15 protein-coding genes and 1 pseudogene are annotated in these 16,242 nt (G+C 33.7%); all 16 read left to right on the forward strand.

What is annotated here, in order from left to right:
* The 16 genes and pseudogenes from QNI22_RS15945 (at nucleotide 1) to QNI22_RS16020 (ending at nucleotide 16,233) form a co-directional block, all read left to right on the forward strand.
* Entirely contained in the window at nucleotides 1-882 is an 882-nt protein-coding gene (locus tag QNI22_RS15945) for an ABC transporter permease (protein WP_314512076.1), read from the forward strand.
* 30 nt (nucleotides 883-912) lie between these two features.
* Entirely contained in the window at nucleotides 913-2,184 is a 1,272-nt protein-coding gene (locus tag QNI22_RS15950; RefSeq protein ID WP_314512077.1) for an ABC transporter ATP-binding protein, read from the forward strand.
* A 320-nt stretch (nucleotides 2,185-2,504) separates the two neighbouring features.
* Nucleotides 2,505-2,663, forward strand: a pseudogene (locus tag QNI22_RS40295) (DapH/DapD/GlmU-related protein); the annotation flags it as partial.
* A gap of 97 nt (nucleotides 2,664-2,760) precedes the next feature.
* Entirely contained in the window at nucleotides 2,761-3,558 is a 798-nt protein-coding gene (locus QNI22_RS15960) for a class I SAM-dependent methyltransferase (protein WP_314512081.1), read from the forward strand.
* A gap of 49 nt (nucleotides 3,559-3,607) precedes the next feature.
* Nucleotides 3,608-4,501 (forward strand): FkbM family methyltransferase, encoded by an 894-nt coding sequence (locus tag QNI22_RS15965; protein ID WP_314512082.1) that lies wholly within the window; start codon nucleotides 3,608-3,610, stop codon nucleotides 4,499-4,501.
* Nucleotides 4,501-5,403, forward strand: coding sequence for a hypothetical protein (locus QNI22_RS15970; protein ID WP_314512083.1), 903 nt, complete (start codon nucleotides 4,501-4,503; stop codon nucleotides 5,401-5,403). The genes QNI22_RS15965 and QNI22_RS15970 overlap by 1 nt, the downstream gene beginning before the upstream one ends.
* Before the next feature lie 9 nt (nucleotides 5,404-5,412).
* Complete coding sequence (locus QNI22_RS15975) at nucleotides 5,413-7,149, forward strand: FkbM family methyltransferase (RefSeq protein ID WP_314512085.1); 1,737 nt, start codon at nucleotides 5,413-5,415, stop codon at nucleotides 7,147-7,149.
* Nucleotides 7,149-7,988, forward strand: a complete 840-nt coding sequence (locus tag QNI22_RS15980; RefSeq protein WP_314512087.1) for a DUF5672 family protein — start codon at nucleotides 7,149-7,151, stop codon at nucleotides 7,986-7,988. The genes QNI22_RS15975 and QNI22_RS15980 overlap by 1 nt, the downstream gene beginning before the upstream one ends.
* Nucleotides 7,981-8,751, forward strand: a complete 771-nt coding sequence (locus tag QNI22_RS15985; RefSeq protein ID WP_314512089.1) for an FkbM family methyltransferase — start codon at nucleotides 7,981-7,983, stop codon at nucleotides 8,749-8,751. Before QNI22_RS15980 ends, QNI22_RS15985 begins: the two co-directional genes overlap by 8 nt.
* A 9-nt stretch (nucleotides 8,752-8,760) precedes the next feature.
* Nucleotides 8,761-9,615, forward strand: coding sequence for a glycosyltransferase family 2 protein (locus QNI22_RS15990; protein WP_314512090.1), 855 nt, complete (start codon nucleotides 8,761-8,763; stop codon nucleotides 9,613-9,615).
* Nucleotides 9,616-9,647: 32 nt separating this feature from the next.
* Nucleotides 9,648-11,270, forward strand: a complete 1,623-nt coding sequence (locus QNI22_RS15995) for a glycosyltransferase (RefSeq protein ID WP_314512092.1) — start codon at nucleotides 9,648-9,650, stop codon at nucleotides 11,268-11,270.
* Between the two features lie 30 nt (nucleotides 11,271-11,300).
* Nucleotides 11,301-12,272 (forward strand): glycosyltransferase family 2 protein, encoded by a 972-nt coding sequence (locus tag QNI22_RS16000; RefSeq protein ID WP_314512093.1) that lies wholly within the window; start codon nucleotides 11,301-11,303, stop codon nucleotides 12,270-12,272.
* Between the two features lie 22 nt (nucleotides 12,273-12,294).
* Nucleotides 12,295-13,224 carry a glycosyltransferase gene (locus tag QNI22_RS16005; RefSeq protein WP_314512094.1) on the forward strand — a complete coding sequence of 310 codons (930 nt, stop codon included), beginning with the start codon at nucleotides 12,295-12,297 and terminating at the stop codon, nucleotides 13,222-13,224.
* Nucleotides 13,225-13,234: 10 nt separating this feature from the next.
* Nucleotides 13,235-14,419, forward strand: coding sequence for a glycosyltransferase family 4 protein (locus QNI22_RS16010; RefSeq protein WP_314512095.1), 1,185 nt, complete (start codon nucleotides 13,235-13,237; stop codon nucleotides 14,417-14,419).
* Nucleotides 14,420-14,426: 7 nt separating this feature from the next.
* Nucleotides 14,427-15,341 carry a glycosyltransferase family 2 protein gene (locus QNI22_RS16015; protein ID WP_314512097.1) on the forward strand — a complete coding sequence of 305 codons (915 nt, stop codon included), beginning with the start codon at nucleotides 14,427-14,429 and terminating at the stop codon, nucleotides 15,339-15,341.
* A 97-nt stretch (nucleotides 15,342-15,438) separates the two neighbouring features.
* On the forward strand, nucleotides 15,439-16,233 hold the full coding sequence (locus QNI22_RS16020; RefSeq protein ID WP_314512099.1) for a thymidylate synthase: 795 nt from the start codon (nucleotides 15,439-15,441) through the stop codon (nucleotides 16,231-16,233).
* The last annotated feature ends 9 nt before the right edge of the window (nucleotides 16,234-16,242 follow it).

Raw genomic sequence — 16,242 nt, forward strand, 5'->3', positions numbered from 1 at the left:
ATGTCGCAGAATGTTATCACAACCAATCATTCTAATGAATCAGATCATTGGGATATTGAAATCAAAGCCAAACCACGGTTGTTAGATATTGATCTGAAAGAGTTGTGGAGGTATCGAGATTTGCTTGCTCAATTTGTCAGACGTGATTTTGTAGCTGCTTATAAGCAAACTATTTTGGGTCCTTTGTGGCATCTAGCAGACCCTTTAGCTACCACACTTACATACGCATTTATCTTTGGATTTGTATTTAATATGTCAACCAATGAAATGCCTCGTATTTTATTCTACCTTCCAGGTATTTCTCTGTGGACTTTATTTTCTAATACATTATTAAGTACATCAAGCACTTTTAATGCGAATGCTGGTATTTTTGGTAAAGTTTATTTTCCTCGTCTCATTGTTCCTGTCAATGTTGCAGTTAATTCACTGATTGCCTTTAGCATGCAATTATTATTATTCATTGTTTTGGTTATTATTTACTTGATAGCTGGAGCTAATGTTCGTATCTCTTGGCTCATTATATTCACTCCTCTTATAACCTTATTAACTACTCTTATAGGCTTGGGACTAGGAATGTTGCTAGCATCTGTAACAAATAAATATAGAGATCTAAGTAAGCTAGTATCTGTGAGTATGCGATTAATGATGTTTGCAACACCCATTATCTATCCATTATCTAAAATACCTGAAAAATACCGTTGGGTTATTGAGCTCAATCCTATGACCAACATAGTAGAATGTTTTCGGTATGTTTGGCTAGGAGGAAACTATTCTGTGTCTGTGATAGGATTAATCTATAGTATTGTTATAATGATAATTGTAATGGTATTGGGAGCATTAGTATTCAATAAAGCAGAGAAAGTTGCCATGGATCTGGTATAGAAGTATTATTCATTTTAGTTCCTTATATCAATGTCTGTAGTTGTCAAAGTAGAAAATGTTTCTAAAAAATACCATTTAGGTAAAACTGGCACAAACTCTTTAAAGGGAGATTTTCAACGTTGGTGGGCATTAAAGAGAGGAAAAGATGATCCTTTTTCAAAAGTTGTTGAAGCTTCTCAATTACAAGGTGATGAGTTTTGGGCACTGAAGGATATCAATTTTGAAATCAAGCAAGGAGAAGCAATCGGAATTATCGGAAAGAATGGGGCAGGGAAATCTACCTTACTTAAGATACTTTCTCGTATTACGTTACCAACTACAGGAAGTATTAAAGTCAAAGGTCGTATTGCTAGCTTATTAGAAGTAGGAACAGGATTTAATCCAGATCTGAGTGGTCGGGAAAACGTGTATCTGAATGGTGCTATTTTGGGTATGACAAAAGGAGAAATCACAAAAAAATTTGATGAAATTGTAGATTTTTCTGGGATAGAGAGGTTTATAGATACTCCTGTAAAGCGGTATTCTTCTGGAATGTATGTCCGTTTAGCATTTGCTGTAGCAGCTCATCTAGAATCGGAGATTTTGATTTTAGACGAAGTACTAGCAGTAGGAGATGCAGATTTTCAGCGAAAGTGTTTGGGTAAAATGGATGATGTTGCACATAAACAGGGAAGAACTATCATCTTTGTTAGTCATACGATGTCTGCTGTGACAAAGTTATGTAATAGCGGCATTCTTTTAAGTAAAGGTACTTTGATAAAAAGTGGAGAGATAAATGAAGTTGCAGATGTTTATCGCCAAAAAGTTCAGAGTCGGAAAGAAGTTATTAAAAGCGGGAAAGGAGGTATAAAAGTACTTGATCTTCATTTTCGAGATGTAGATGGAAATACTTTAAGTATGTTATCTACCTTTGGAGAAGTATTTATTGATGTAACATATGAAGCACAAGAAAGCTTTCGGAATGTCGGTTTTGCAGTCTGTTTTAATAATTCACTTGAAGTAAGGGCAATGAGTCTTTATACACCTTGGATTGGTAAAGAATACAATGTAAATCCAGGCACCTTTAAAGTAACTTTTCATGTACCTTCATTAAAATTAATTCCTGGTGAATATGACATTATCTCCTATATTGGTTCTGAGAATCAACCTATTGAAACTCTCGAAAATTTCCGCCAAATCATTATAGGATTTACAAAACAATTTGGATTAGTTGTAGAACCTAAATCTTCACAAGGTTTCTATGTTGAAGATTTTGAGGTAAATATGAATCAATTAGAATCATCATTATGGTTAAACCCTTAAAAAGAAAGCTAAGAAAGTATTTTTTTTCTATATATGAGAAGGTCAAGCGAATAATTGACAACTATGAAAAGCAAAAATATCGTTCAAGTTTCAAGTATATTCATGAGACAGTAATCATATATCCTCCTGTTATTATTGAACCGAAAGAAGAAGTGTCAATTCATGAAAATGTCTCAATAGCTCCCTTTGTACAAATGTGGGCTTATGGTGGACTAACAATAGGAAAGAACACTTTAATTGCAGCCCATACAGTTATAAGTACATCAACACATGATCACACTATTAGTCCCATACGAAAGAGAAGAATTAATAAAGGTATAATTATAGGTGAGGATGTATGGATAGGGTCAGGGGCGATTATTATGCCAGGAGTCACGATAGGAAACGGTGCAGTAATTGGTGCAGGAGCAGTTGTTTTAAAGGATGTCGAACCTAATGCAATTATCGTTGGCAACCCTGGAAAAATAAAAAAATATAGAGAAATAAAGACATATTTCACTTAATTAAATGACGCAGATTAATAATAATCATTTTTTATCTAGATGTCCACTATGTTCTTCTTCAGAAATCTATCTTGTGGGCGCACTTAATTATCGATATAATGTAAAATTCTCTACACATATCATAAATTTTGATAACATCCCTCAATTGTGGACTTGTAAAAATTGTTACTCCGGATTTACTCAAAATGCAATTACTCAAACTGACGCTGAAACTTTGTATTCAACAGGTAATGGTACTTTAAGGTGGAGTGGAACAAAATTTGAGGATGATAAGCCTAAAGAGGTTTCCTCTTTTTTCAATACTTTTCTTAAAAACGGAATGAAAGTAATGGATATTGGATGTAATACTGGGGAGTTTTTAGATTTCGTTAAAGATAAGAAGTGTATTCCTTATGGAATAGAATTAAGCAAAGATAGTAGGGAAGTTGTTCTAGATAAAGGTTATAAATGTTATAGTGATTTTACAAATATTGATGAAGTATTTGATGTAATAACAGCATTTGATTTGTTTGAGCACTTATATCAACCTAACTCGCTCATTAATTTTTGTAAAAAGAAGCTTAAGAAAGAGGGGCTCCTAATTATCTTTACTGGTAATATTGGTAGTATTAATGCTAAATTAGCCAAGAATAAGTGGTGGTATACAAATTATCCGGAACATGTACTTTTTGCTTCGAGAAAATATTATTCACAATTAGATAATTTTTCTATAAGCACATATTTAAAAACATATGCATCACAAAGTCACGAAGCACTTCACAATAATAGTAGTTTCTTAAATACAATTAAGAATATATTACAAGGAAAATTTACAGGTAATCCCGCTTTGTTTAAAGACCATCATTTGATTGCTCTAAAACATATGCCTTGATATCTTACATCAATCTATCTAAAATTATTTCTAATAACTCTTTAAGAATGTGATTAATAAAATAAAAAAACACATAAATAAGAAGATTCTTTATCTGTTAAGCCCTATAATTTACAAGAATCCACTTATTGTTAAGAATATTTTAAAAAGTGATACTGCATCTTTTGTACTTGATACTATAAAAAAAGATTCGAATCTTCTTGACTTGGTATTACAGGAGTTCAAAGAAGAAATACATACAAGAATGGAGAATTATCCATCTCCTTTAAACCCTGGGTATAATCATATTGATAAAAGCGTTGAAATATTAAAGAGAACAACAGGCAATCAAGCTGATCTCTTAATAGTAGATATTGGCGCTGCTACAGGCTATGTAAGTGAGTTATTTGCTAAAACGTTACCTGAACATACAATATATTCCTTTGAACCCATTAAAAATAGTTATGAACAGCTTAAGAATAAATCTGAGTTCTACAAAAATATTATTCCAAGAAACAAAGCAATTGGAAGTTCTAATACTGAACTAGAAATTAATGTTGCAAATCGCATTACCGCTTCTTCTCTTTATGCTCTTAATCCTGGAGAAGATAATAACTTTATTACACAAAATATTAATTTAACAAGGAAGGAAACTATAACTGTATCTACCCTAGATACAGAAATATCTATAGGTCAAAGGATTGGTATACTCAAGTTAGATGTTCAAGGTTATGAATTAGAAGCACTCAAAGGGGCCTATAGATGCTTGGAAGAGACATATATAATACTTGTAGAAGTTAGTAATCATAACTATTATACTGGCGGTGCGCAATATTATGAAATTGATGACTTTTTAAGAAAAAAAGGGTTTCGTTTATATACCATTATTCCATCACTTAGAGAAAATGGAAGAATGTTGGAATGGGATTGTATTTACACGAATCAGAAATTTGTAAAACTGTAATGCTTACTATCTTTACAACAACTAAAGACTTTATAGGTTCAAATAAAGTAAATCAACTAAATGCGATTAGAAGTTGGTTAAAAGCACCATATGCAATAGAAGTTCTTGTTTTTGGAGAAAGCGAAGGGCTCAATGAAGTAATAAAAGACTATCAGCTAAAACATATTCCTAATATAAAAACTTCTCAATCAGGAGTACCTTTGGTAAGTGAAATGTTTATAGAGGCAAGCAAATATGCTTCATATAATATGCTTTGCTTTTTAAATGCGGATATTATACTTACTTCTTCTTTTTTTTATGATATTCAGACTATACATAAAAAAACACATAAAAACTATCTTATAATAGGTCAACGTTTAGACGTTGATGTAAATAAAGAATTAAAATTTGATAAGAATTGGGAAGCTCAATTCTTCGATGACTATAAAAGTAACATAAAAGTCCATCCTCCTTATGGTAGTGATTTTTTTGTTTTTCCAATTCATCAATATAATTCAGATAATATCCCTCCACTATTAGTTGGTCGTCCCGGATGGGATTTATGGATGATCTATAATGCACGAAAAAGACATCTTAAGACAATAGATCTAAGTTTCTCTACTAAGGTTATACATCAAAATCATGATTATTCCCATAAAATAAGTGATAGTAAAAAACGTAGAGAAGATGATGAATTTAATTACCAATACTTTAAGGAAGATGAGAAATACATCTTTTTATTAGAGTCCTGTAATTATTGCTTTACTGATGGTAAATTAAAGCGAAATTTTGCAAAAGGTAATTTAAATAACTTTCTTCTCTTAGAGAGTAAGATTTATGGTGAGGAAAGTATTCATTTTCTAAAAGCGCGAATACTTGCAAAATTGGTTAAAACATTAAAAAAAATCTTCAAAAGTAATTAGTTAAGTATTGTGTTAGCCCCTATCGTACTTTTTGTCTATAATCGGCCTTGGCATACAAGTCAAACATTAGAAGCACTATCTAAAAATGATTTAGCAGATCAATCTGTATTATATATCTACGCTGATGGCCCAAAGAAAGATGCTTCACCAGAAGCTCTTGAAAAGATTAAAGAAACAAGAAATGTAATCAGAGAACAACAGTGGTGTAAGGAAATACATATCATTGAGGCTGATATTAATAAAGGCTTAGCAGAATCAATCATTCAGGGTGTTACTGATGTTGTTAATCGTTTTGGAAAAGTTATTGTATTAGAAGATGATATTGTAACATCAAAAGGCTTTCTCCAATATATGAATGATGCATTAAATCTATATGAAAATACTGAAGAGGTTATGCATGTATCAGGATTTATGTTTCCTATCCAAACAGATGGATTATCAGAAACTTTCTTCTATAATGCAAATTCATGCTGGGGCTGGGCAACATGGAAAAGAGCATGGAAAAGCTTTAATTCAGATGCAAGAAGTTTACTTATACAATTATCAGATAAAGGTCCAATCGATTATTTTACCTTTAATGCAGGTCAAGGGAATGCTTTTTATCAACAACTCATACAGAACGTAAACGGTCAGATAAGAACATGGGCTGTAAAATGGCATACAAGTATTTTTCTAAATAATGGATTATGCCTGCATCCTAAAATATCTCTTATTAGAAACATAGGTCATGATGGTAGTGGTGAGAACTGTGATATTTCAAGTCAGTATAAAGATATGATAATTGCCGATTCTATAACGGTAAATAACATTTCAGTTCAGGCAAATGATGCTATTGCAGAAAGAGTCGCAGAGTATCAATACCTTTTACAGTTTCCACAACCACAAATAAAGCCGCAACCCAAAATAAGTGTGAAACGGAAACTTTATAGAAAAGTTAAATCCTTCTTACACAAACCGCCACAGTCAGTAACTCCTCCTGTTAAAAAGGTCCATATTAACAAAGAAGTTATGACAGAGGAAGAAAGGTTGCGGATACTACCTCGTTATATTCCAACCACTACTGACTTTCAAGGGAGTAAATTTAAACTTGCTGATGCTCCTACTTTTTTGGGTGGAAGGTCAGAAATTTTCGAAAAAGGCATATATGAATTTAAGGCATCTTCTAATCAACCATTTATTATAGATTGTGGTGCTAATATTGGCCTAAGTGTAACATATTTCAAAAAACTTTATCCAGATGCATATATAATTGCATTTGAGCCTGACAATATTATCTGTAGTATATTGCAGCAGAATATAAATAGTTTTGGGTTTAATACAATACAGGTATACCAGGAAGCGATCTGGACAGAAAATGGATTTATTGAATTTCAGGTTGAAGGAGGGTTTTCGGGTCGTATCCCTAAACCTGGAGATGAAACCCGTTTAGTCAAAGTTAAGTCCAGAAGGTTAAAAGACCTACTTATTGATAAAAAGGTAGATTTTTTAAAGGTAGATATTGAGGGAGCAGAATATGAAGTATTAATGGATTGTAAAGATGTATTACAAAATGTAGAAAATATTTTTATTGAATACCATTCACACATTACTGAATCACAAAAATTAGATAAAATACTCTCCATTTTATCTGAAAATGGATTTAGGTATCATATTCATGAGGCATACACACGACCTAGGCCTTATGTTCAGAGAGAATTAATGTTGGGTATGGATTTACAATTAGATATATTTGGATACAGAATCTGATGTTAGCTATTAGTAGTTTTTTCAAAAAAAAAGAACTGGTTGCAGTTGTTATTCCAATTTATAAACCCAAACCAGATCCAAATGAGGTTTTGTCACTACAAACTTGTTTAGAAATACTTACTAAGTATCAAATTATTTTTGTAGCGCCTGAGAATCTGAATGTACACTGGTATTTAGAATTTTGCTCTACTAATGGAGTGCAAGTCCGGCTTGAAAGATTCCAAGACAACTATTTTGCCAATATCAGTGGATATAATAAATTATTGCTATCAGCAGCATTTTATAAACGATTTTTAAACTACAAATATATTCTGATTTATCAATTGGATGCTCTGGTATTTAGAGATGAGTTAACCGATTGGTGTAATTCTGGCATTGATTATATCGGAGCACCTTGGCCTGCAGATGACTGGCCTTATATGGATACTGTATACGCATGGCTACCTAAAAAAATAACATGGTTGTATGCAAAAAAAATAAAAAAAATAAATCTTGTTGGAAATGGAGGGCTCTCACTTCGACATAACCTTAAGTTTTATTTGATTTGTTTAATTTTTAGAAAGTCTATACAACAATGGCTAAACAAACACGGACAAGAGGATATTTTTTGGTCATTTTTTGCGGGGGTATTCTATCCATTTTATAAAGTAGGTAAAGAGGCTGATGCTATACGATTTGCTTTTGAGAAAAGTCCTCATAAATTATATAGATTAAATAACAACCAGCTTCCTTTTGGCTGCCATGCATGGGAAAAACATGATCCTGAATTCTGGCAGGAACAATTAAAACAATCCATAGACCTACACTCACCTCTTTTGCGACAAAAAAAAGATGATTAAGAAAATCACAAAAAAAATCGCACGTTCTTTTGGTTTCGAAATTAGAAAAATAAAGAATATTTCTAATGGATTACCAAAACAAGCAATAACAACGGTTATTCCTCCATCCCCAGACACTATGTTAAGTGGTCTGCAACGATGTAGCCAAAGAGAGTTCTTTCCCAATACTGTGATTGATATTGGAGCGGCACAAGGAACCTGGACACACCAGGCTATGCAAGTATGGCCTAAAAGTAACTATATTCTTTTTGAGCCGTTAGAAGAAAGAAAGGAAGAATTATCAGCATTAGCCTCAAGACATACTAATATCTCCATTGTACACAGTGGAGCTGGAAAAGAAAAAACAACTGTTAGCTTTTACGTTGCAGAAGATCTAGATGGTAGCGGTGTTGCTCATAATCGCACAGAAGAAGAATGTAGAACTATTGATGTAACAACTGTAGATGATGAAATAGCTCGATTGCAATTACCAGGGCCGTATTTATTAAAACTGGATACACATGGCTATGAAGTACCTATCTTTGAGGGAGCATCTGATACACTGAAACAAACTGAAGTAATTGTGGTAGAATGTTATGGATTCCAAATTGCACAAAACTCTTTATTATTTTGGGAAATGTGTCAGTATTTAGACGAAAAAGGATTCCGGTTAATTGACATAGTTGATACCATGCGTCGTGAGAAAGATCATGCGTTTTGGCAATGTGATGCTTTTTTTATACCAAAGACGTCCAAAGTTTTCACTAAAAACACTTACAAATAAATTAAGACCTTGACATTTCCAAAGATTACTATAGTAACGCCTTCGTTCAATCAAGCAAAATATCTTGAAAAAACGATACTATCTATTGTTAAACAAGAATATCCAAATCTCGAATATATCATTATTGATGGAGGAAGTACAGATGGTTCTATTGATATAATTCGTAAATATGAAAAACACCTAACCTACTGGGAAAGTGAAAAAGATAATGGACTCTACGATGCACTAAATAAAGGTTTTAAAAAGTCTACCGGAGAGATTATGGGATGGCTGAATTCTGATGATTTGCTTCATCAGAATTCTCTTTTTGTATTGGCTGATATTTTTTCTAACGTTCCCAAAGTAAAATGGATACAAGGTTATCCAAGTGTATTTGACGATAGGGGTCGTATTGTCTATAGCAGACCACATAAGTTTTCTAAATACTCTTTTTATTTGAAGGAGTTTTTATCAGATGGGCAATTCATCCAGCAAGAATCAACCTATTGGCGAAGAGAGCTTTGGGAAAAAGCTGGTCAACAGATTTGCACGACTTATAAATATGCTGGTGATTTTGAGCTTTGGATGCGTTTTTTCAGACATGAAACACTGTATGTTACGAATGCACTCATTGGTGGCTTTAGAGTGAGACAACAGGGACAGCTTTCCAGAGATTCTTATCAGGAATACCTTTCTGAAGCTGAAAATATCATTCAGCAAGAGATTGTCTCTCTTAATCTACTTCCAACCTTAAAGAGGCTTCAATTTTACAGAAAATACCTGGCTAACATTCCTTTTGTCCAAAATCGGTTCAGAAAGTATGCTTCTGTTGATTGCCCTCAAATGATAAACTATGATCTGACATTGGATAGATTTACAGGCTAGCATTTTATAAATTGAGAATATTAGAAAATAGTATGCTCCCCAAATTAACCATTATTACACCTACTTACAATGCGGCAGCAACACTCGAAGAAACAATTTTGAGTGTTGTAAATCAGTCCTATAAAAACATTGAATACATACTTATTGATGGAAACTCTACAGATACTACCATCAATATCATTAAAGAATATGCAGCAAAATATCCCATAATCCGCTGGATTTCTGAACCAGATGAGGGAATCTATGATGCGATGAATAAAGGAGTTGGTATGAGTACAGGGGAATGGATCTATTTTTTAGGTAGTGATGACATCCTTTATACCAAGACGACTATTAATGATTTATTCTCTTCTGTAGATACTTCTCTATGGGATGTTATTTATGGTGATGTTATTTTTAAGGTTAGTGGAATACGCTATAATGGAGCATTTACTGTTGCAAAGCTTTATTGGCAGAATATTTGTCACCAGGCAATTTTTGCCAGGAAAGAGATTTTTGATACGATTGGCTTATTTAATACAAACTACAAAGTACTTGCAGACTATGAATTCAATATAAGATGGATTCAAAATCCGAACATTCGCTCTACCTTCTTTCATAATATTATTGCACTATATAATGAAGAAGGCTTTAGTGGCAAGAAAGGAGACGAGGCTTTTAATACTGATAAAGATACATTCTTTCACTCCTGGACTCCTCCTAAAGTATCTATCATACTTCCACTTGATAAAAATACAGAATATCTAACTGAATGCATAGAAAGTATACTTCAGCAAAGTTATTCCAGACTAGAACTGATCTTGATAGCCAACAAAGAATCCAACAATAAAAATATATCAGAAATTATAAATTATTATCTTGAAAAAGATAATAGAGTTCACAAACTAACTACTTCATCTACAAACTTACGTAATCAATGGGATGAGGGTATCAATATTTCTAAAGGAGATATCATCTGGATTGCAAATGTCAATAATTATTGGTTGTCTTCCTTTCTGGAAAGAATGCTCACACATCTATCTATACATGCATCTGCAGGAGTTCTTTGTTGCGAGTCTTATCCTATTGATTATTATAACAACAATTTACCTGTTAAGATATCAACAAGCAGTTCGACAGAACCTTTAGCAAATAATTTTCACTCAGGAGCCAAATTCATTAATAAATATATGCTTCAAAAGAATAATATGCAAAGTCCCAAAACCATATTATTCAGGAAAGATATATATAATCGCGTTGGATGGTTAGAGAGTAAAATACAGGATAATATCGACTATGTATTATGGATAAAGATTTTATCTGTAAGCGACATTGTATATATATCAGAGCCTCCTCTAAACTTTCATAGAAATACATTATTAGATAATAATGAAGTGCTTAGTCAAAATACAAAGCCTGAAATACTATCTATTATTAAAACTATAAGAAATCTCTCTCATGATCATACCTTTAATAAAAAGACTCTAAAAACAATGGTGAATACTTTTATCAGATATTGGTTTCAAATAAATAATGAAACCAATATCTCATTAAAAGATAATACTTGGATTTTTTATAATGTAGTATCCTCTAATAAAAGTTCATTTATAACTGTCTTAAAATTCTTTAAGTATTATCAACTTAAAAATATAAAAAAACTGTTTCAATCTTCTTGATTAAGCTATAAGAAGGTAAAATTTATTCGAATGAGCCCCAAAGTAACCGTTGTTATACCTAATTTTAATCATGAATCCTATCTTACAAAGCGTATTGACTCTGTCATTAACCAATCTTTTCAGGATTATGAAATTATATTAATGGATGACAAATCTACCGATAAAAGCCATGAGGTTATAGAACATTATCGGAATCATCCTAAGGTGAGCAAAATAATATATAATGTAGAAAATAGCGGTAGTACATTCAAACAATGGAATAAAGGCATCAAAGAAGCTAAAGGAGAATATATATGGATTGCAGAATCTGATGATTTCAATGAACTAAACTTTCTGGAAAGAATGGTAAACTTGTTGGAGGCAGATAGTAATCGAGTAGCAGCCTATTCTCATTCCTGGGAAATAGACTCAAAAAATGTACGTTTGCGTAATTGGGATTTTCATTATCATGAACTTAATATGACTTTATGGAAATCTGATTTTGTGATGTCTGGCAGCATGTTAGCCACCTCATATATGTTTATCAAAAATATTGTTCCTAATGCAAGTGCTGTTGTCTTTAAAAAAAATGCTTACCATAAAGCAGGTGGAGCAGATGAGACCTATCGTGTGATTGGTGATTGGAAATTATGGTCTTCTTTATTTTTACAGGGCGATGTTGCATTTGTAGCTGAGCCTCTTAACTATTTTCGAACCCACCAACGTAATGTCCGTAGTGCAACGGCTCGAAATGGGATTAGTTTACTTGAACGACTACGAGTAATGGAATACTTACGTACACAAATTAACATTCCAGTAGATATACAAGATCGGGCTATGCACCATTTTGTTAAAACATGGATTGATATGATTCTGCAACAAGGACTTACTTATCAAGCCAGCAAAAAAGTCATACAACAGTTTATAAAACAAGACCCTCATGCTTGGCGCCGTTTGCTAAAAAGGTGTTGGTTACTTCGCACAAAAATGTTCCGTCTTGTATTCAAGCTAATTACAAATTAAATTTTATCATTCCGGGTTTTCTATGATTTCAATAATTGTTTGCTCTAAAAGCCAGTCAGATCTCCAAGCTACTCAGAAACAAGTAGAGCAAACAATAGGAGTGCCTTATGAAATCATTGCTATTGAAAACTCTTCTGCTAAATATGGTATATGTGAAGCATATAATCTAGGTGCCTCACAAAGCAAGTACGATTATTTATGTTTTATGCATGAAGATCTGCGTTTTTACTCTCAGAACTGGGGAGTAAAAGTAGTGGAGGCACTGCAAGATACTCAGACAGGGTTATTGGGTATAATGGGTTCCATTGCCAAAACGAAAGCCCCGTCCGGCTGGTCCCTTGCGACAGACTTAAATCTTACCCGACTCAATTTTATCCAGAAGTTTCCTGATGGAGAATCACGTACCTCATTGATTAATCCAGAAGGAAAAAATACCGCAGAAGTTGTAACCTTAGATGGATGTTGGCTGTGTACACGTAAAGATGTATGGCAAAAGATTCCTTTTGATCAAACAACATTTCGCCATTTTCATTTATATGATCTTGATTATTCTATACAGGTTTTTACAGCAGGGTATAAAGTCTGTGTCTTGTTTGGAGTTAGTATTGAACATTTATCTGTTGGAAACTTTGATACTAAATGGATACGGGAAGCATTAATCTTCACAAAAAAATGGAAAGATAAACTACCTGTTCACTTAACCAGTATTCAATCACAGGAACTTTCTTCTACAGAGCTTCGTACAAACAAACAGTTTATTAAATTAATGTTGAAGAACAAATTTGATAAACAGGTAATTTTTAAATACTTGCTTGTATGTTTGTCTTTTGGAAAGTTTGATAGTGATCTCTGGTATTTATGGAGTCAATTTCTTACAGGAAAATCTATCAACCCTATATATAGCTTATCTAAAAGGATCAAAAATCTTTTTCATAAAGCATCTGCCCATTAAAATTTAAACATTGAAAAAGCATTTATTAGTGATTAGTCATGAAGCCTCTCGCACAGGGGCTGTTCTTGTCTTGCTTAATCTCCTCCAATGGTTTAGACAACAAAATCTGTTTGAGATTACAATTATCCTATATCGAACAGGAGAACTGGAACCAGATTTCAGAGCAGTTGGCAACGTATATATCTGGAATAAAGAAGAAAGTTCACAGACAAATACCTATACACAGTTAGTTTCAAAAATCCAAAACAAACTTTCAGGAAGTAGTAAACATAAATATATTCTGGAAGCTTTACGAACTCATAAATGGGAGGCTGTATATATAAATACAGCACTAGCCGCCAGAATTTTGCCTGAGATTGCCTCCTTGTTACACTGTCCTATCTTCTGTCATATCCATGAACTGGAGATAGTATTGCAAACATACTGCAGACTTGATAAATTCAGTAAGGCAGAACCTTTTATTACTCACTATATAACCGCATCAGAGGCCGTAAAACAAAATCTTATTGAAAACAAACATATAAGTCTTCATAAACCCCAGCATGTTGTTTATGAATGGATTGATACAAGCAAAATCCGTAAGCCATCGAAAAAAACATCTGATGTCAAGAAAGAATTGGGTATCCCTGAGAATGCATTTGTTGTAGGTGGCTCTGGATTGGTAGAATGGCGTAAAGGAGCAGACTTATTTTTAATGGTAGCTGATTACCTTCGTCTAAAGAATGAATTGAACAATACGTATTTTGTCTGGATCGGCCATGTAGATGCTACAGAGAAGCTAAAAATTGATTATGAATTAAAACGTACAGGCCTGAATAAACAAGTGATATTTACAGGTAAGAAAGAAAATCCTCAAGACTATTTTCAAATTTTTGATGTGTTTGCACTCACCTCCCGTGAAGACCCATTTCCCTTAGTTGTACTGGAAGCAGCAGCTCTTAAAAAGCCTATTGTATGTTTCGATCAAGCTGGTGGCATTCCTGAGTTTGTAGCCAATGGTGGTGGACATGCAGTATCCTATCTTGATATTTATGCAATGGCACAATGGATCTCTACACTAAGAGATGATCTGGAAAGCTTATCTAAGATGGGAGAAATCGCGGCAACACAGGTTGAACACTATGATGTTACTGTAGCAGGAAAGAAAATATATCAACTACTTGAAGATGCTGTAGCGAGGTACTCAAAATCTTGAAAATAATATGCCTGTCGTATCTGTCATTATTCCCAATTATAATCATGCATTGTATCTACCTCAACGTATTGAGAGTGTACAAAATCAAACATTTCAGGATATAGAAATTATCATATTAGATGATTGCTCCACTGACAACAGCCGAGATGTAATATCTAACTATGCACGTACTGATAAACGCATTCAAACACTATTTAATACACAAAATAGTGGTAGTCCTTTTAAACAATGGGCAAAAGGGCTGAACTTGGCTAAAGGAGAGTATATCTGGATAGCAGAAAGTGATGATTATGCAGATCCTGTTTTTCTGGAAAAGTTAACTGATATTCTGAAAGTCCAACCACAAGTGGGAATTGTTTACAGTCAGTCCTGGCAGGTCGATGCTCAGGGCAAAATTATAACTTCTTGCCGCAACTTGTACAAGACACTAGAGCCTAAGAGCATTCATTCAGGAAAATCTAGTATAGCTAACCATTTCTCTGGTGCGAATATAATTCCCAATGCCAGTGCTGTTGTTTTTAGAAAAAATCTGGTTGATAAAATAAACTCTGACTACCAAACTTTTCGATTGTCAGGAGATTGGTTGTTCTGGTGTCAAATGCTCTCTCTGTCAGATCTAGTCTATGTGGATGAAGAACTCAACTACTTTCGTTTACATGCACAAAAGGTAACGGTAGCATCCCATAAAGACCAAACATTCATTATTGAAAATTTACGGATTCTGGACCTTTTACACCATCAAAAACTGATTTCAGATATGATCTATCAAAGTAAATCTAAAAACGTCGCCCGGCAATTGAAAGAACGTCAGCAGAAATCAGAAACTTCTCTACCTTTTGCGCAATTGAGATCTATTCTCAGATATGCTCTAAGAAACAATACTACATTTCTCTTACAGTATCTAAAACTTTCTTTCCGGTAGATTTTAATCTTCCTGTTTTGAGGGAGACATTTTCTTTTCTCTTGTAAAAAATCTCTCTTTCGTCTACCTTCGTTGTCAGATAGCTTATTTTCTGCTTATGCAACAATATCATGATTTGATGCGCCATATTCTGGAGAATGGCGCCCGGAAAGAGGATCGTACTGGAACAGGTACGCTTAGTGTGTTTGGTTATCAGATGCGGTTTAATCTGAATGAAGGTTTTCCTCTGGTAACGACAAAGAAAGTTCATATGAAGTCTGTAATCTATGAATTATTATGGTTTCTGAAAGGTGAGACCAATATCAAATACCTCAAAGATAACGGAGTTAGCATATGGGATGAATGGGCTGATGCGAATGGAGAGTTAGGACCTGTATATGGAAAACAATGGCGTAGCTGGGAAGCAGCAGATGGGAAAGTAATTGATCAGATCTCTGATGTAATAGCTCAGATTAAAAAGAATCCTGATTCAAGACGCCTCATTGTAAGTGCATGGAATGTTGGCGAGATCAGCCAGATGGCTTTAATGCCATGTCATGCTCTTTTTCAGTTTTATGTAGCCAATGGTAGGTTATCCTGCCAACTGTATCAGCGAAGTGCGGATGTGTTCCTTGGCGTTCCTTTTAATATTGCTTCCTATGCATTGCTTACCCATATGATTGCTCAGGTTTGTAATTTGCAGGTAGGCGACTTTATCTGGACTGGAGGTGATACCCATCTGTACATGAATCATATGGAGCAGGTAGAGCTGCAATTATCCCGAGAGATCCGACCTTTGCCCACAATAAAGATAAATCCAGATATGAAAGATATCTTTGCATTTAATTATGAAGATATTATCGTTGAGAATTACAATCCACATCCTGGCATAAAAGCTCCAGTAGCTGTGTAATAGTCTCTT

Source organism: Xanthocytophaga agilis, assembly GCF_030068605.1.
GTDB lineage: Bacteria > Bacteroidota > Bacteroidia > Cytophagales > 172606-1 > Xanthocytophaga > Xanthocytophaga agilis.